General features: G+C 65.3%; 17 protein-coding genes. 10 read left to right on the top strand and 7 right to left on the bottom strand.

The window, feature by feature from the left end; genetic code table 11:
• Positions 1-456 precede the first annotated feature (456 nt).
• Positions 457-1,539, bottom strand: a complete 1,083-nt coding sequence (locus ACZ5BU_RS24985; protein ID WP_465702600.1) for a hypothetical protein — start codon at positions 1,537-1,539, stop codon at positions 457-459.
• Positions 1,540-2,125: 586 nt separating this feature from the next.
• Between ACZ5BU_RS24985 and ACZ5BU_RS24980 the strand changes: the two genes are divergently transcribed.
• From ACZ5BU_RS24980 to ACZ5BU_RS24960, 5 genes are all read left to right on the top strand, one after another.
• Positions 2,126-2,674 carry a hypothetical protein gene (locus tag ACZ5BU_RS24980; protein WP_465702598.1) on the top strand — a complete coding sequence of 183 codons (549 nt, stop codon included), beginning with the start codon at positions 2,126-2,128 and terminating at the stop codon, positions 2,672-2,674.
• A 266-nt stretch (positions 2,675-2,940) separates the two neighbouring features.
• A complete protein-coding gene (locus ACZ5BU_RS24975) occupies positions 2,941-3,939 on the top strand; it encodes an SMODS domain-containing nucleotidyltransferase (protein WP_465702596.1) in 999 nt (332 codons plus the stop codon).
• On the top strand, positions 3,939-5,474 hold the full coding sequence (locus tag ACZ5BU_RS24970; RefSeq protein ID WP_465702594.1) for a ThiF family adenylyltransferase: 1,536 nt from the start codon (positions 3,939-3,941) through the stop codon (positions 5,472-5,474). The genes ACZ5BU_RS24975 and ACZ5BU_RS24970 overlap by 1 nt, the downstream gene beginning before the upstream one ends.
• Positions 5,471-5,932, top strand: a complete 462-nt coding sequence (locus ACZ5BU_RS24965; RefSeq protein ID WP_465702592.1) for a Mov34/MPN/PAD-1 family protein — start codon at positions 5,471-5,473, stop codon at positions 5,930-5,932. The genes ACZ5BU_RS24970 and ACZ5BU_RS24965 overlap by 4 nt, the downstream gene beginning before the upstream one ends.
• On the top strand, positions 5,929-7,380 hold the full coding sequence (locus tag ACZ5BU_RS24960; RefSeq protein ID WP_465702590.1) for an SAVED domain-containing protein: 1,452 nt from the start codon (positions 5,929-5,931) through the stop codon (positions 7,378-7,380). The genes ACZ5BU_RS24965 and ACZ5BU_RS24960 overlap by 4 nt, the downstream gene beginning before the upstream one ends.
• Before the next feature lie 154 nt (positions 7,381-7,534).
• On the opposite strand, the gene ACZ5BU_RS24955 is transcribed toward ACZ5BU_RS24960, so the two are convergent.
• Together ACZ5BU_RS24955 and ACZ5BU_RS24950 are read right to left on the bottom strand one after the other, a co-directional pair.
• Positions 7,535-7,720, bottom strand: a complete 186-nt coding sequence (locus ACZ5BU_RS24955) for a hypothetical protein (RefSeq protein WP_465702588.1) — start codon at positions 7,718-7,720, stop codon at positions 7,535-7,537.
• A 90-nt stretch (positions 7,721-7,810) separates the two neighbouring features.
• Positions 7,811-8,266, bottom strand: coding sequence for a MarR family winged helix-turn-helix transcriptional regulator (locus tag ACZ5BU_RS24950; RefSeq protein WP_465702586.1), 456 nt, complete (start codon positions 8,264-8,266; stop codon positions 7,811-7,813).
• Positions 8,267-8,361: 95 nt separating this feature from the next.
• Between ACZ5BU_RS24950 and ACZ5BU_RS24945 the strand changes: the two genes are divergently transcribed.
• Positions 8,362-9,237, top strand: a complete 876-nt coding sequence (locus tag ACZ5BU_RS24945) for an alpha/beta fold hydrolase (protein ID WP_465702584.1) — start codon at positions 8,362-8,364, stop codon at positions 9,235-9,237.
• 90 nt (positions 9,238-9,327) lie between these two features.
• Entirely contained in the window at positions 9,328-10,227 is a 900-nt protein-coding gene (locus tag ACZ5BU_RS24940) for an NADP-dependent oxidoreductase (protein ID WP_465702582.1), read from the top strand.
• Between the two features lie 277 nt (positions 10,228-10,504).
• On the opposite strand, the gene ACZ5BU_RS24935 is transcribed toward ACZ5BU_RS24940, so the two are convergent.
• The 4 genes from ACZ5BU_RS24935 to ACZ5BU_RS24920 form a co-directional block, all read right to left on the bottom strand.
• A complete protein-coding gene (locus ACZ5BU_RS24935) occupies positions 10,505-11,074 on the bottom strand; it encodes a TetR/AcrR family transcriptional regulator (protein ID WP_465702580.1) in 570 nt (189 codons plus the stop codon).
• A 37-nt stretch (positions 11,075-11,111) separates the two neighbouring features.
• On the bottom strand, positions 11,112-12,008 hold the full coding sequence (locus ACZ5BU_RS24930) for an alpha/beta hydrolase (RefSeq protein ID WP_465702579.1): 897 nt from the start codon (positions 12,006-12,008) through the stop codon (positions 11,112-11,114).
• A 91-nt stretch (positions 12,009-12,099) separates the two neighbouring features.
• Positions 12,100-12,561 (bottom strand): cupin domain-containing protein, encoded by a 462-nt coding sequence (locus ACZ5BU_RS24925; protein ID WP_465702577.1) that lies wholly within the window; start codon positions 12,559-12,561, stop codon positions 12,100-12,102.
• A 238-nt stretch (positions 12,562-12,799) separates the two neighbouring features.
• Complete coding sequence (locus ACZ5BU_RS24920) at positions 12,800-13,039, bottom strand: hypothetical protein (RefSeq protein ID WP_465702575.1); 240 nt, start codon at positions 13,037-13,039, stop codon at positions 12,800-12,802.
• 171 nt (positions 13,040-13,210) lie between these two features.
• Between ACZ5BU_RS24920 and ACZ5BU_RS24915 the strand changes: the two genes are divergently transcribed.
• From ACZ5BU_RS24915 to ACZ5BU_RS24905, 3 genes are all read left to right on the top strand, one after another.
• Complete coding sequence (locus ACZ5BU_RS24915) at positions 13,211-13,810, top strand: hypothetical protein (RefSeq protein WP_465702573.1); 600 nt, start codon at positions 13,211-13,213, stop codon at positions 13,808-13,810.
• 1,582 nt (positions 13,811-15,392) lie between these two features.
• Positions 15,393-15,830 carry a hypothetical protein gene (locus ACZ5BU_RS24910; RefSeq protein ID WP_465702571.1) on the top strand — a complete coding sequence of 146 codons (438 nt, stop codon included), beginning with the start codon at positions 15,393-15,395 and terminating at the stop codon, positions 15,828-15,830.
• Between the two features lie 50 nt (positions 15,831-15,880).
• Positions 15,881-16,087, top strand: a complete 207-nt coding sequence (locus ACZ5BU_RS24905) for a hypothetical protein (RefSeq protein WP_465702570.1) — start codon at positions 15,881-15,883, stop codon at positions 16,085-16,087.
• Positions 16,088-16,106 lie beyond the last annotated feature (19 nt).

Genomic DNA, 16,106 nt, shown 5'->3' with positions numbered 1-16,106 from the left:
CGCCACTTCGATGGTGGGCGCCTTGGCGGCGCGGTCGCTACTGGTTCAATGAGTACGAGTTGGTGTTGCGCCGGGGCGGTTGGTGGCCAACCGGAACACAAGCTCTGGAGAATGATCCGCAGATAGCCTCTCCTGCTTCTCGACGCGACGTTAGCGGTCCGCTGGCACATGCTGGTGGTCGAGCAGCGAAGCGCTGCTTGTTGTACCAGAGGGCGGAGGCGATCCGGGCTGGCACCCGAACCGCGTCCAACGAACGACCAGTCCCGGGACTCAATCCAGAACGGAGGTTCACTCGTGAGCCTAAAGCCGAGTGGCGGAGGCGGCCTACCACCCCGTCAGGTGCGCCTGCTCATTCTCGCGGCGAACGTGATCGGCTGGGGGCGGCCTTCTGCCCTTTGGCTATCAACCGTCAGATCGCCGCGCTCACGGACACTGCCGACTGCCGACTCGGCCACGCTATTGGTCTGCAGCCTCATCCGGAGCACTAAGGGGTGCAGAGGCTCGACGGGATGGGCGTGCCCGATAGGTGGCAACGAGCAGGGACAGTGCGCCACCACCGACAATTCCGAGGATGGCTAGCAACATGTTTCCCTTCCACGCTGCGCTGCGTTCGGTGCTTGCCACCGAGACCACCGCACGGCTGTCGTTCGGCGTCCACATCATGACGTCGCCTTTATCCGAGCTTGGTGGCCAACTCGACACAGAGTCCGTCCACTGATGATTCCGGGTCAAGAATTGACAGCCGGCAACATGAGGACGCAGATAGTCCAAGCCCAGCGAGCCTTGGACGATGCTGTCAGCGCCAGGCATGTCCGGCTGGTCTCCTAGGTAGGGCAAGCTCGTCAGGTGATGCGCCCAGTCCGGCGACGACTCCATCCGCGCGTTCCCTGTGAAAGCCACCCTGATGACCTCCAGGTCCTTTTGCCAGGCGAAGCAGGCGGAGGCCCCGACCACCTCGTGCTCGTCGCCAGGGACAGGCACAGTCCCGGTCACCATCTCGCAGGTCGCTACGTCGGACCCCGACGTGCAGCTCGGGTACTCGTTGGTGAAGGTCACCTCTTCTGATCGGACATCCCGCAGAACGGCTGAGCCGACCATTCCCACCGCGAACGGTCTGCCGGCGAACTCCTTCGGGAATTCGATCTCGTACCTGACCTCGGGATCACCCTGACTGACATAGGTCGTCAAAGTGACGCCATTGCCGTCCAGCAATGATCGTTGCTTCTCATCAAGACCTAAGCCGAAGACGTAGACGTCGACGGTTCCGAAGTCAGTCAGGTTCGCTGATGGTGTAGTAAAAGCAGGAGGAACGAGGACTGACGACACCACGACTGCGGTCAGACAGGCGGTCAAGGTTGCCAGCAGAACCCAGAAGCGCTTGGGCGACGGCGGCTGCGCAGTCCGATGTCTCTCGAGTTCCTTCCTTGTATCGTCCGCAGCACGTTGGGCTGCGAGGGCCAGCTTCCGGGTCTCAGCCAGAGTCGGCCGCGATCGCACTTCCTTCGGCGGCTTCTTACCCCTCTTGTGGGACTTCCCCATGCAGCGCCCTATTCCCTGATCTCGTTGGCAGAGCCGTGCTTGCCAGGCACATCGTCATCAACACGGTCTCGCACAGCATTAACGAGATCCGCAAGCTCGTCCCACCAAGGTCTTCACCCGACTCCCCCGACACCTCATCCCCATACCCAGGCACCCGGTGCATGCCTCCGTCTCGCCCGCGGATGTCCGGCACATTCGCCAGACACTGTGCGTATCGCTACCCGAGATGGCACCGTTACGGCACAGCGCCGTCTCATCGTGGCGAGATGCTCCCTCGAGCACGCACGAAACCGCCGACGGCCGGTGTCCCGGATCGCCGCCATCCTCACTTGGGACCGGCCTGCTGGCTCGGACAACCGCCGTGCTCGTGCTGTCGTCCAGCCGCTGCCCCAATTGCTACGGTGCCGTCGCCGCGCCTTCCTCTCGCCGTGCCGCGCCCAGGTGGCCGTTCGCGAGAATCGCCACCGAGGTAAGCCTCCAGTTCAAGGATTCAAGCAGCATTTGATGTAACGCCTGTTTAGCCCGTGCGATGTAGGAGGTGGTGGCCGGGGTAGCGAGGTTGGGCCACGAGGGGACGTATGCGTCGGTGGATCTTGCTGATTGTTGCTGTCTGTTTGGTCTGCGTTGGGATCGGGGTCGTGGCAACATTGCCTATGCCCTGATGTCCAAGAGCCTCGTCACGGGTGCATGGATCGAGAAGCATTGCGGTGGGCCAATCCTGGGACGGCCGTTCATGTCCCCGGCCCCAGGTCCGGGCAAGCTTGAGGATCTGCCGATCGGAGACGACGGCCGGATGATCAGTTTCGGCGACTCGTTCGCCGCAGGCGAGGGCGCTCCCAGCACCAACCAATACGAGATCAAGTCCCGCGGAGACTCGGAGCGCGGTTGCCAGGGGTTCTTCCCAACGCCGGGCGGCCCGAGCACAACAACGTTGCGAGCTTCGGTGTGGGAACCCGGTGGAGGTCAGGGAGCAGCGAGCCAATCCCATCGACCCAATCATTACAACGTCAGCGACCACTGGTCCGCTGAGGATCCTGACTGGCTGAAGTCCCTCGTCTCGTCACTCGATCGCAATCACGGCATGGGCACCGTACAACGGCCGGAAGGCCCTGGCGGCATCATCCCGGTCGAGTAGAAGGCCCTTCTTCTGCTACTCAGCCGATGTCCGCCGAAACCGTACCCGGCAGCAGGCGTATGCCGGGTGTGCGATCAGAAGGAGAAGCCCGGTGCGTCGTCGCGGCAGATTCACCGAGGGCCGTACGAGCGTGTCCTCTCGGCGGGTGCCGAGGAATTGTCGGAGCTCGCGGATAGGCTGATTATCAGGTTCGTTCGTAGGACTGACCAACAGGTGGCACGGCACCGGAACCAAGCTCTACCGTGCACGCTCGACCAGGAGGATCCATGGCGACCCTTGCCAGCTACTTTCGCGAAGCACTGCAGAACATCGAGCCCGGCGAGGACGCCGACCACGCACGTGACGCCCACGCCGAGGTGCGCGCGGTCCTGCAGAAGTCGCAGGACCTGAAGAACCTCGGGATCAACCCGGTTCTGATCGGCTCGTACAAGCGCCAGGTCTCGATCCGCCGGGTGAAGGACGTCGACGTCTTCGGCCGTCTGGACGACGCGGACGATTCCCTGCGCCCCGGGTACGCCCTGACCCTGTTCCACGACGCTCTCCTGGCCGAATACAACGAGGACCGCGTCGAAGCCCAGCATCGGTCGTTAAAGGTCGATTTTCCCGACTACGACCTCGCGGTCGACGTCGTTCCCGCTCGCAGGGCCGGCGACAACTGGGAGATCCCGAAAAAGACCGACCAGGACAACCGTGCGAGCTGGATCGAGACCAATCCGCTGAAGCTCAACGACCTCACGAACCAGATGAACGCGGACTTCACGCTCAACGGCAATGGCATCTACGTACCGACGATCAAGCTGGTCCGGCAGGTTCGGCGCACTTGGCTCGACGACCAGCCGGGAGGCTTGTTCCTCGAGCTCATGACGTACTGGGCATTTCGCGATCACAAGCCCTCAGGCCACAGCCAGGCCGAGTACCTGACCCTCGTCCTCGAACACATCGCTGAGGCGATGCCGACCGTCGCCGAGAACGGCCTCGACGACCCGACCATCGACGGCAAGAAGATCGCGACACGCGCAACCGAGGACGACTTCGATGTCGCGATCAAGAGGTTCGAGGAGGCCGCCGAGCTCGCGCGCGAGGCCTTTGACGAGGAGGACGATTGCCCGGCCGCCGTCCTGTGGCAGCGCCTCGTCGGCGAGACCACCGAGGAGGAACAGGTGTTCCCGACCCCGGAGTACTGCAACACCGACGGCACGCATCGCGCGACCGCGACAACAATCAAGGGCGCCGGGTCGCCGGCAGGGACCGGCCGCTACGCGTGATGGAACAGCCGGGTCGCGAACTCGCAGCCGCGCGCGCAGCACTGCGCCGTGGTCTCCAGACTCTCGGCTTCGCCGATGACGGTGAGTTCCTGCGCGGACCTGTGGTGTGGGCGCACCCCATCACCGGGCCCGCCACCGCCACAGTCGACATCACGATCCTCGATCAGTACCCGTTCGGGCCGCCGCGGATCGTACTGCTCGATGCGGGCACGGCGCTGGACATCACCTTCCACATCCAGGACGGCGCCTTGTGCCTGTGGGACACCACCGAGCCGGTGGCCGACGCTCCGTGGACGGATCCGGAACGGCTCCTTGGCCAGATAGCGGGCTGGCTCACCCAGACTGCGCTCGGGTGGCCAGGCGACGACGACACTGACCTGGAGCGATACATCGAGGCCGATACCGACGCGCGTCTGGTTCTGTACGACGACACGGAACTCGAGGGCCTATCTGGCTGCCTGGACACGAAGATCGACCAACTCGAGACGACGATCACCGTGCTGCCGGTACCTCGCATAGTGCCGCCCAGCCATCGCCCCAAGAAGGGCATGCCACGCCGCAGCGAACACCTCGCCTGGCACGCCGATCTAGGGGAGCTCACGCGCCCACTGACCGGATGGGACGACACCGAAGCCGCCCTGGGAGACGACGCGAAGACGGTGCGACGACTGGTGATGCAAGGGGCACTTGATCTGCTCCTGCTGCGCTACCGGCGCGCCGGCCGGCCGGGCGTACTCGCTCTAAGCACGGTCAAACGTGATGGGAAACCCACCGTTCGACGCTGTGAGGCCGCCGACACCAGCGAAGGGTCGCGGAGGCTACGCTCCGCTGCGACCTCGTCACAGGTCAGCGACCGTACGGTGGCCATCGTCGGCTGCGGCGCCGCCGGCTCGTTCGTGGCCGATCTGCTGTTCCGAGACGGCGTATCTCACCTCGAGCTACGCGATCCGCAGATCCTGCGACCGGGAAACGTCGTTCGGCACCTCGCCGCTGACGCCTTCGTGGGACTCCCGAAGGTCGCGGCGACGAAGGCCAGTCTCGCCGCAACCGGCCTCGACGTGGCACACGTCGACATCCACGTCTCCGCAGTCACAGATCCGACTGTCGCGATCAACCTGCTGCGTACGCACGACGTCGTGATCGACGCCACGGCCGACGAGCGCGCTACCGCTCTGCTCCGCTGGGCGGCCGAGCAGACCCATCGCTCGCTTGTCTCTGTGGCGGTCATGCGCGACGGCGGAGTCGCCCGCGTCGACCGGTTCCCGCTCCAAGGCGACGAGCAGCACTTGCCGCCAGTGCCACCCCACGACGATGCGCCCGGCCCGTACCGCGAGCGTGGCTGCGGGGACATCGTGTCCCCCACTCCGCCGTCTGCTGTCGTGGCTGCCGCTGAACTCGCAACGGCACTGACTATCGACGTGCTGACACTCGAGAGACGGCTGCCAGCCACCGTTGTTCGCGTGCTCCGACCGCAACCCGACGCGCCCTACGACACACTGACCACCTTGACTGCAGCTCCGGGGTTGAATCGGTGACGGGACGCCACGTTCGGGTGTGGCTCGCCGGACCAGTCACGACGGAGCTCACCGACCTCGCCACCGCCGCCACGCCACGGGAAACCGGTGGCCTGCTGTTGGGATGGTGGGACGACGGTGCCTTGGTGGTACGGCACGCTGTGGAAGCACCCGACCGCCAGGCGAGCCGCTCCTCCTGGAATCGCCGCCCCGAAGTCGCGAAGCACGCGCTGAACATCGCCCTGGAGGAGCTGGATCACCCTCTGCTCGGCTACATCGGCGACTGGCACTCCCACCCCGAAGTGTGCGGCGCAAGTGGTCGCGACACCCAGTCGCTCGCCGCCACGTCCCTGCAGTACGCCGACCCGCTGGTCCTCGTCGTGCACCTACCGGACCGGACGCTCGACGTCCGCGCCGCCCACCGTGGCCACCCCTGTTCCGTCTCCGTCTCCCGCCAGGATCCTAGGACTCGCTCATGACGCTTCCCGCACGCGCGGCCGCACTCCGCGGCGACGACTACCAGCACGCCATCGGCTGGAAGTGGGTGTGTGAAGCGCTCGATGATCCAGATGTCGAATCAGTGAGCATCGAGGACAAGGAGGGCGGAGCGTTCGACGACATCGTCGTCCGGCGGCGCACGAAGCCGACGATCTACTGGCAGGTCAAGAGCTCGAACTACGGCGACACCATCGTCAACGAGGATTGGCTGTTCACCAAGAAGACCAAGAATGGTTCCAGCCCACTGCAACACTTCTACGCCACCTGGCGGACCCTGCGGAGTGCCGGAGGATCGTTCGAACTCGCCCTCGTCACCAACCGCGGATTCGACGCCCACGACCCCATTCTCGGGGCATCCCGCAGCCTGTACGACGGCCACGTGCAGGTCGACAGCATCCGCGTCGCGGGATCTCGCTCCGACCTGGGCAAGGCGCGCGACCGCTGGGCGAAACACCTCGCGATCGCCACCGATGAGCTACTCGACTTTCTCAGCGACCTGAAGCTCCTACAGGAGGGCAGCGAGTCGTCGGTCGACAAGCTGGCGCAGGCGACGATGCGAAACGTCGGCCTCCGCGCAGACCCGGACGCCGTGGTCATCGGCAAGGCGATGGTGCGGGAGTGGGTCAAACAGGGTCTCGGCCCACAGACCAGGGACGACCTCCGGCGCCAGGTCGCCGACAACGGCCTTCTGGCCCGCTCTGGAACGGTCGTTTTCGCAGTGCACGCCATCGACCGGACGCCGAACCGGGTGCAGCCGACCGTCGAGCTTGACATCGTCGACCTGTACGACGGTGACGAGCCGTTCGCACGGCGCCAGTTGCGCGAACCCGCCGACTGGGACGTCCGCGTTCTGCCCCTCCTGCACGAGAGGGTCCGCGAACTCGAGGCATACGGTCCTCGGCGGGTCGAGGTGACCGGCGCGATGCGCCTGCCGATGCTCTTCGCGGTGGGCCGCGCGCTTCCGGACGTCCGGAGATGGCTCCTCAGCTGGGATCAGCACGGCGAAGAGTGGACGACAGCCGATCCCTCGAGCGTCACACCTCGAGTACTCAGCGATCGTCAACTAGCCAAGGGCACTGACCTCGCCGTCGCGATCGCGCTCACCTCCGACCCGACCACCAGCATCGAGAACTGGGCACGGGCCAATAGCCCGGCGCCTGGCCGCCTGCTCGTCCTTGGCCCCGACCACGATCCCAGCCACACCGCAGTACCCGGCGGGGATTGGTCCGCCGGGTGGACACGTGCTGCTCGCGAGACCATCCGCCAGGCCGCCACCAGCACTACAGCCAGGCGCGTTCACTTGTTCCTCGCCGCGCCCGCAGGAACGGCGCTGATGCTCGGCCACTACTGGAACATGATGCCGACCACCGTTTTGTACGAGTACATCCCGTCGGAGGACACCTATGTTCAGACGATGACCCTCGGCTAGCCACGGGGCAACGGATGCCTGAGGTTCCCGGGCATATCTTTATCCAGATCAGAGGGTGTGAGGTTCGTGGCTGGCCGCATCGTGATCGAGGCCTAGGCCGAGACGTGTGGTTAAGGTGCGTATCCCTCCTCGGACACAGATCTTATCCACACGCTTACGCTCCAATGTCACCCACTTCTTCGATCCACGTCTCCAGTTGTGCCCGTGTGATCTTCGCCTGAGGTTGCAGTGAGGGCAGTGCCTTCTCCGCCATCTGCTTCTCCGCCGCAGCCGAGTTGTACTGCTCTCGCAGCTCGACCTGATCCCAGCCCGCATCCAGGGCCTTCCGGGCCCGATCCATCGTGATCGTTGCCGCGCGGACACACGCACGAAGTTCCTCGACACGATCTGCCGATGGGGCGGTATGGGCCAATGAGCGGGTTTCGCGAGATCAGTCCTGTAGGTCCTCGGCAGTGAACGAGCGGTGCTCGGTGAGCTGGGCCAAGTATGTCTCCAGGGTGTCGAGCTGCTCGGGTCCAATTCGGACTGCCCAGCGGCTGCGCACGTCGTCGAACAGCGCACCGCCGATGGCCATCAGCTCACGACCCCGGGCAGTGACGAGCACGCGCTTGCGGCGTGCGTCGCCGGGATCGGGCTCGCGGTTGACGTAGCCGAACTCCTCCAACGCGGCGATGGTTTGCGCGGCGGCCTGCTTGGTGACCGATAGCCGGCGACCGAGTTCGGACGCGGTGTCCGCGCCCGCGGCCACGGCACGCAGGGCGAACTCGTGCGCGGGGCGGACGCCCTCGTGGCCGCGCTTGGAGAGCTCTACGTGCACCTCGTCGACCATTGTGTGGAACCCGCCGAGCAGCAGAAGCGCGAGCTCGGCGCCCCTTGATCGCGTCATGGGCTCGATCATACGAGGCTCCCGCAGATGGACAAGGGTCTTGTCTATCCTCTAGGATCCGACAAGCCGCTTGTCTATTGCCTCGAAGGACCCTGATGACCCAGTTCGCCGCCACCCTCCCCGATGTCGACCACCGCAGTGTCCGTCTCAACGGCACCGAGTTGCACTACGTCGCCGCCGGCACCGCAGGATCTCCCGTCCTGCTGGTTCACGGCTTCCCGGAGAGCTGGTGGGTCTTCCACAAGCTGATCCCCCTGTTGAGCGAGCAGCACCGGGTGTTCGCCGTCGACCTGCGCGGTTTCGGCGATTCCGCCACCGCCACGCGCGAGCACGACAGCGCGACCTCGGCGAAGGATCTCAGCGACCTGATCACCTTCCTGGACGTCGGACCCGTCCACCTCACCGGCCAGGACATCAGCGGTCCCACGACGTTCCGCGTTGCCGCCACCTACCCCGAGCTCGTCCGCAGCTACACCGGAATCGAGACCGGGCTGCCCGGATTCGGCGCCGAGACGCTCGCCGACGTCACCCACGGCGGTGCCTGGCACATCGGCGTGCTCGCCGCCCCCGGCATCCCGGAGATGCTCCTGACCGGACGCGAGCGCGCATTCCTCACCGACTACGCGATCCCTTCTCTCACGGCGAGTCCCGACGCATTCACCGACATCGACGTCGACGAACTCGTCCGCACGTACGCACGACCCGATGCGTTCCTCGGCGCCGCAGGCCTGTACCGATCCCTGCTCGCGGAGGGCGAAGAACTCCGCGAGCTCGCGACCCGGAAGCTGGAGATGCCCGTACTCGCAGTCGCGGGCCGCTCGCGTGACTTCACACCTGCGACGTTGCGGCAGGTCGCCACCAACGTGACCGCGGTGCGAATCGAAGGGATCGGCCACTACGTGGCGATGGAAGCCCCCGGCCAACTCGCGGCCGTCCTCCGCTCCTTCTACACCGCTGTCGACGGAAACTGACACCTTGACCCACCGCGCCCCCCCGAACCCCGTTGACCGTCCGCACCTGCGATCCGGCCGACTCGAATCATTGGCAAACCAGGAGGCACGATGAAAGCAGTACGTTACGACCGATTCTCAGGCATCGACGGGATCTACCTCGCGGACGTCCCCGAGCCCGTGGCCGGCCCGGGCGAAGTGGTCGTACGGGTGGAAGCCGGTGCCCTCAACCCTGGAGCGCTACCGGCGCTGCGCGGCAGTTCATACACGCCGGGTCGCGACCTCGCCGGTGAAGTCGTGACGGTCGGTGCCGACGTGCCCGACTTCATCGTCGGTGACGCAGTGCTGGGCCGCTTGCAGAGCTGGGACGCCCACGCCCAGTTCGTCGCCATCCCCGCAGACCAGCTGGTGAGCAAGCCGCAAGCCCTCTCCTGGGACGTGGCAGGCTCGCTTTACACCACACCGATGGCGGGCCTCGGCGCCATCCGGGCGGTTGAACCCCGGCCCGGCGAGACCATCGTGATCTCAGGCGCATCGGGCGGCGTCGGGTTCACGGCCGCCCAGCTCGGACTTCGCGCCGGAGCGACGGTGATCGGTCTGACCAGCGACGCACATTTCGACCTGCTGCGGCACCACGGCATCGAGCCTGTCCGATACGGCGACGGCGAACGGGAACGGATCCTCGCCATGACTGATCGAGTTGATGCCTTCATCGACGCTGTCGGTGGCGACTACATCGACCTCGCCATCAACCTCGGCGTTCCGGCAGACCGGATCGACACCGTCGTCGACTATCGCGGAGCGAAGGAGAAGGGCGTCAAATCTCTGGGAACGGCCGACGCCGGCGGTCGCCCGGCGCTGGCTGAACTCGTCGCCCTCGCCGCGACCGGTGACCTGTGCATCCCCATCGCCGCAACGTATCCACTCGCTGCCGTGCGCGAGGCCTATCGGGCCTTGGCCGATCGCAAGGTCCACGGTCGCATCGTGCTGCATCCCCAAGATCTCGTCTGACCCATGCTGGTTCCACCTGGCCGGCGAGCCGATGCATCGTTGCTCGCGGCAAGATCTGAACGACATCCTCGAACGACGTTCCGTACGCGGGCGAGAGGACACCAGCGATGCCGCGATCGCGTTGTTCAGCCGCTGCCTCGGTGCGAGCTCGACCTTCGCGGCGATGCTGACCGAGCCCTCCGACGTACAGACGATGTTCGACAACCTCGCTGCCGACGACAAGCAGTCGCACTGGATCGAGGGCACGACCGCGCGATCTCAACCTTCACAACTGCAATCAGGGCCGAAGACCGGCGATGAAGATGTCTGCGAGGCGGCGGGCCGCCTGGGTCCAGTTTCTGACCTGCGGGAGTTGCTGAGCCAGCAGGGCACCGAACACGACAACATCGCCCCTGCTGACCTCCGCCCGGATCGTGCCGTCGTCGTGACCCTGACTGACCAGCGAGTCGAGGATGCGGTGCACCTCGGCCATCACCGCCTTGGTGCCGCCATCGGTCAGCGGCTGACCACCGTGCATCGGCAGAACAAGCTCCCTGCCGTGCCTGATGGTCTGGTAGAGGAAGGCATGAATGGCATCGAGCGGAGGCCGGTCGTCGGCGGCAGCTGAACGCGCGGCGTCCAGGACCATCTCGGCGGATCGGTGCGCCAGGGCTCCGAGGAGCGCATCGCGGGAAGGGAAGTGGCGATAGACCGTCCCGACTCCGACGCCGGCGTCGGCCGCGATGGTCGCCATCGGAACAGCGGCGCCCTCACGCCGGACCGCGATGGTGGCGGCCGCCAGGACACGGTCGCGGTTGTCGAGCGCGTCGCGCCGCCGTCCGGCAGCTTTCGAAACTGGCTCGCTCACGGCGCAATGATCGCAGACCGAGGCGCCAACTCGTCGGCTATCCAGCGGCCCAATGCGCCTTGGTAAAGTCGGCAGCGGAGTCGAGCGCCTCGGCACCCTCGTCGAGAAGTGCGGCAAAGCCTTGGAACACGTGCGGCACCTCCGGCCACACCTGCAGCTGGACCAGTACGTTGTACGCGGCGGCTCGCGCCGCAAGACGGGCGGCGTCGTCGAGAAGTATCTCGTGGGAGCCGGCCTGGATGAGCAACGGAGGCAGACCGATGAGGTCGGCGAAGATCGGGCTCACTGTGCCGATCGCAGGATCCCCGCCTGCCAAGTAGTCGCCGACCCGGCGGCGAAGACCGTCAGGGGTCAGGGCTGGGTCGACCTCGGCCTTGGTCTTCATGCTGTCACCGGACAAGGTGAGGTCGACGAACGGTGAGAAGACCGCTGCCGACGACGGCTGCGGCAAACCGGCCTCCTTGAGAGCGACAAGTGTCGCGACCACCAGACCACCCCCCGCAGACTCACCTACGAACGCGATCTTGGAATTCGGCACACCACTGTCGATCAGCGATCGATACGCGGCGACCGCGTCTGTGACCGCGGCGGGATACCGATGCTCGGGAGCGAGCCGGTAATCGACGGTGATCACACGCGCGCCGACCCGCCGAGCCACGTCGGCCGCCAACCCGACCGAGTCCCGCGCTGACCCGAGGGCGTATCCACCGCCGTGGAAGTACAGCACGACGACCGAACGATCGTTGTCCGGAGTCTCGACCGTGATCACCGGTACACCGCCCAGTTCGCCCGGCGTCGTGACGATGTCGTCGGGCAACGGCACCGAGGAGATCATCTCGTGGAAGATCACCCGCTGCTCGTCGACATCTCCCCCGATGTCGAAGTCGCCGTGCCGCAGAATCTGGTCGAGCTGCTCGCGTTGCCGGCGGCTCATAGGGCTGTCTCCTTCCGGATGTCGGTGCGTGGGGTCACTGCGACGCCGGGGCGAAGTTCCTCGCTCCCCCGGTTGTTGCGGTCGGTGGTCATCAGCGTGGTGGCCCGACGATGACGTTCCCGTACTTCGTGGCGATCGCCGCATCGGGCTTCACCTCGTGACCAGGCGGACGCGGTGTGGACTTGTCCCAGCCGGTTTCGCGGAACATCCCTTCGATCCCGGCTGGGGTGTTGATCATCAGCAGGTCCGCCGTCTTCGAGGTGATCCGGTACGCATGCGGTATCCGCTTGGGCAGGAACACCACTCCCCCCTCGGCCAGTTCGTACTCCTCACCGTCGCACCAGACCAGCGCGGTTCCCTTGATCAGCAGGAAGATCTCGTCCTCGTTGGTGTGCTGGTGGTACGGCGGCGCCTCGCCCTCCTGGACGTCGAAGCGGCCCATCATCAGTTGGCCGTCCGTGGCCGACCCGTCGAGCAGCACCGCCAGGGTGCCGCCGGCCAACCATTCGAGTTGCTGTTGCTGCTGCGGTTGCGCGATGTAGGCCATGCTCATTGCTGACTCCAATCAACCATTACCGGACGAAATCATCCGCTTCAACGAGCTAAGTCGGCCGACGCAGTAGGTGTTGCGCTGTTGGCGGACGATATCGTCCGCTTAGTTGTGGCAGCCTACCTGCCGCCGGATGCGGTCGCCACCGATTCCCGGATCAGGTGCCGGCCACGAGGGGGAGGAAGATCTCGTCGACGATTTCGGCGATGACAAGCTTCCGGTAAGGCCCCCGCGTAGTCGATCAGCTGAGTTTGAGTAGGAGATCGGTGAGTTCGACCGGCATCGTGATCATGCAGTCGTGACCTGTGGGCAGCTCCCAGACGTCTGCCGGGGCGCCGTTGGGCTCGAACGGGGGCACCGGCCGCCGGTTCGGCGGAGCGCCGACGGTGCACTGGATGTGCGTACGCGGAATCCGCGTCGTGGCAGGGTTGTCCAACCGGACCGGCTGCTGGAAACAGCGGACTGCGTCGTCGGAAAGCATGGTGCGCAGCCATGCCTGGTCCGCAGGGTCGGTGACGCCGGCTACCTCAGGCCCGATCCAGCCTCAGATCCAAGCGAGCTCGTGAAATGTACCCGCAGGTACAGCGGAACCAGACGTACCCGGTGCGCGTCTCACGCGCGATCAGCCCTACCGACCCGAAAGGCTCATCACGTGAGCGAGCACGACCGGCAACCGCAGCCCGGCCAGATCCCGGTTCTCGACACCAAGGTCGGCTGGAGCTCGCTCCACGCCGACGCGCAGCAGATCAGTTACGGCCGGCGGTCCATGCCGCTCGGCGAGATCGAATGGGTCGGCTACTGGGTCGAGCAGGTCACCGAGAAGCGCTTCATGTTCCCGACCACGTACACGACCTACTGGCACTTCGAGGTCGGCAAGTACCCACACAAGGCGGCGCCGGCGGTCATCGTGACCGACTCGCGCATGGGCCGCCACGACGAACTGCCGGACTGGTGGACCTACCTCGTGAACCTGTCCGCGAAGGTCGTCGAACCACGCCTGCTCATCGACCTCGTCAACCGGGTCCACCAAGGCGAGACCGTCACGATCGGCGGCAGCATCAAGGTGAACCAGCAGGGCATCAGCTGCAAGCGCCCGAAGCTGTCCCTGGGCTGGAACTCGATCCACCCACCCGAGCCAGACGCCGGCTTCATCTACATCTACGCGACCACCTCCGACCAGGCCGTCCTCACGGTCCCGATGGGTCACCCCAACGCAGTCCTGATCCAACCCCTCTTCGCAGCACTCAGCTGATAGTGAGAATCAGTACGCCGGTCAGCCGGTCCGGCGACACCGCTGATAGGTGGCGGTCCGGGCCGCTGCTGGTTTGAGCGGCGCCAGGACTGCCCGCCGGAGTGGTTGTCGACCGTACACCGCCTCGCTCGACGGCACCGACTCCGACTGCATCCAGCTCAACGGCTCCCGCTGGGTCGACCGCGACTGGATCTGCGACCACATGCACGAACTCGTGGGCCGCCCTCTCGCGTGTACCTGGCCGCGCGGCTCGCCTTGCGACCGCGATGTCCTCTTGGCCGGCGCAGCGCTGCTCGACCGGACCAAGCCCGCCGCGCCGGTACGGCCTGAACCACCGGACCGTCTGTTCGGTCACCTCGACGGGCAGCGGCTCGAGGAGCTCCGCAGGAGCGTGGACGCGGCGGCGATGGCCGCCGCGTCCACACGTCCGGCTGCGGTGCCGCGAGGCGCCAGCGCACGACTAAGTATCTGCACCGGCGCCGGCAGGCAGCGTTCACGGTGGCCGCGAGTGCGGCCCGGGCGTTGCAGTTCCCTCAAGCCGTCGCCACTCTGTAGGAAGTTCTCGAGGTCTCGGCGCCCGGCGAACGTGTCAGGCATCAACTTGGACCCAGCATGCTTCGTGGTCGTCGCTGGTCATCACCTCGGCCCACTGTTGGCAGGACAAAACCCTGACGTTGGTGTAGGCCGCGGCCGCTCCCGAGCCGAAGCTGACGGCAGCCGCCGGATGGTCCCTTCACTACGCGGCGACCGGCCGTCAGCAATTACAGCGTTCGGCCGACGGGATCGGCGTCGAGCTCCAGCCGTGTGGTTAAGGCGCGCGTCCAGCCTCGGACACACTTCTTAACCCCACGCAGGGCGGGGGTTACCGACACTGCCGCAACCTGCAGTCGGTGGTCATAGGCGATCGCCAGGCCCAAGGCTATACAGCTCGGCCAGATCGTTGCGGTCCGCGTGATCGAGCGCCTTGGCCATGTCACCAAGGTGCGTCACCGCGGCGCGGATGTCGTCTGCGGTCAGTTGGGGCATTGGATCCGCAGCCTTCAGTCCGGCTTCCGCAGCTGCGCCCGCGCCTCACCAACGCTCATCATCACCAGCCATAGACCTACTTACCTGCGCAATCGCTTGATCCGAAGATCGTTCACGGACTTGTCCTCGTCGCAGATAATTCATGCCAATACTTGCGATCTGTCATCCGGGAGAGCATGGTCATTACGCGGAGTGGGGGGCATCTGTCGCCAATCGGAGACAACGCCAGGCTCCGCATACTTGCGGGGGGTTGATTTACGCCGTTGCATTTCGGCACGGCGACGCAGTGCGCCAGCCATTTCATCTCAGTTGACCTGACGCCAGCTGCGCAGACCGACTCGCCTGGCCTTGCCTCGGTTGCGCACGCTTGAATTCAAGGGGAGATCCGCAATGCGCGAATGTAGAAAATGTCACGAACAGCTCCACGAATGCCCGGACTGCAACGGCCAAACAAGAACAAGCTTCCTCGGCGACAAACTGACCTGCACCACCTGTCGATCCACTGGCTGGCTCTGCCCCAGGCACGAAGGCCACTGGGAGTAGAGACCGGACCGACATGGAACAGAGCCAGCCGAGCCAGAATCGGCAGAAGATCCTCAGGCAACTGTTCGACGAGGTCGCTGGACCGCGTGGCCCGGCGCACCTCACGGCGCTCTTCTGGGAGCCGGGGGACGGCAAAACCGGCCGCATTACTTGGTTGGCAGTACCGTCCTGGACACCGGCTGCGGATTTTGTGGTCGAGATGAATGCTACGGCGCCCCCCGGTTCGTCGACACGCGTGGCTGACTGGGACCATGCGATGCCTCAGTCTCTCTACAGCTACGTACGCGATCTCATCCTGAGCGGAAGACGCGGCGAGGAGGGCCTCGCTCTTGACTGCAGCCATGTGCGGCTCGGCGTATCGATTGGTGACAACTGGACGTCCTGGGAGCTGGCCTGCTGGCCGCCACCTGTGCCGAATGTCCACGATCCGCGAACCTGGATGACGTCCTGACTGCCCGGAATCGTCCTCGAACAGAACAACCGATGGGTGGGTAACTGGCAATGGGTTCTCGCAAGGAAATCGAGTTTGAAGTGGGTAATCAGTCGTACCGAATCGTTACCGACATCTTCGGTGAGGCTATCTATGGATTTAACAATCTGACGCAGAAGGTGACGATCCATACGGATTTGAACACCGGTGCCCAGATCTTCGTCAACTGGGGCAACCTTGCAGTGCTGCGGTTCAAGGATGCAGATAGGGGCGCCTAGTACTCCAGCCGTAGATCGT

The organism is Kribbella sp. NPDC031520 (assembly GCF_055580825.1).
This window is presented reverse-complemented; position numbering and strand designations above follow the sequence as displayed.

Excerpts from the sequence above, each read along its gene's own strand:
- ACZ5BU_RS24960 (WP_465702590.1), top strand. The coding sequence starts at position 5,929 with ATGACGCTTCCCGCACGCGCGGCCGCACTCCGCGGCGACGACTACCAG.
- ACZ5BU_RS24950 (WP_465702586.1), bottom strand. The coding sequence starts at position 8,266 with ATGACGCGATCAAGGGGCGCCGAGCTCGCGCTTCTGCTGCTCGGCGGG.
- ACZ5BU_RS24925 (WP_465702577.1), bottom strand. The coding sequence starts at position 12,561 with ATGAGCATGGCCTACATCGCGCAACCGCAGCAGCAACAGCAACTCGAA.
- ACZ5BU_RS24905 (WP_465702570.1), top strand. The coding sequence starts at position 15,881 with ATGGGTTCTCGCAAGGAAATCGAGTTTGAAGTGGGTAATCAGTCGTAC.
- ACZ5BU_RS24910 (WP_465702571.1), top strand. The coding sequence starts at position 15,393 with ATGGAACAGAGCCAGCCGAGCCAGAATCGGCAGAAGATCCTCAGGCAA.
- ACZ5BU_RS24985 (WP_465702600.1), bottom strand. The coding sequence starts at position 1,539 with ATGGGGAAGTCCCACAAGAGGGGTAAGAAGCCGCCGAAGGAAGTGCGA.
- ACZ5BU_RS24975 (WP_465702596.1), top strand. The coding sequence starts at position 2,941 with ATGGCGACCCTTGCCAGCTACTTTCGCGAAGCACTGCAGAACATCGAG.
- ACZ5BU_RS24920 (WP_465702575.1), bottom strand. The coding sequence starts at position 13,039 with ATGCTTTCCGACGACGCAGTCCGCTGTTTCCAGCAGCCGGTCCGGTTG.
- ACZ5BU_RS24970 (WP_465702594.1), top strand. The coding sequence starts at position 3,939 with ATGGAACAGCCGGGTCGCGAACTCGCAGCCGCGCGCGCAGCACTGCGC.
- ACZ5BU_RS24945 (WP_465702584.1), top strand. The coding sequence starts at position 8,362 with ATGACCCAGTTCGCCGCCACCCTCCCCGATGTCGACCACCGCAGTGTC.
- ACZ5BU_RS24930 (WP_465702579.1), bottom strand. The coding sequence starts at position 12,008 with ATGAGCCGCCGGCAACGCGAGCAGCTCGACCAGATTCTGCGGCACGGC.
- ACZ5BU_RS24955 (WP_465702588.1), bottom strand. The coding sequence starts at position 7,720 with ATGGATCGGGCCCGGAAGGCCCTGGATGCGGGCTGGGATCAGGTCGAG.
- ACZ5BU_RS24940 (WP_465702582.1), top strand. The coding sequence starts at position 9,328 with ATGAAAGCAGTACGTTACGACCGATTCTCAGGCATCGACGGGATCTAC.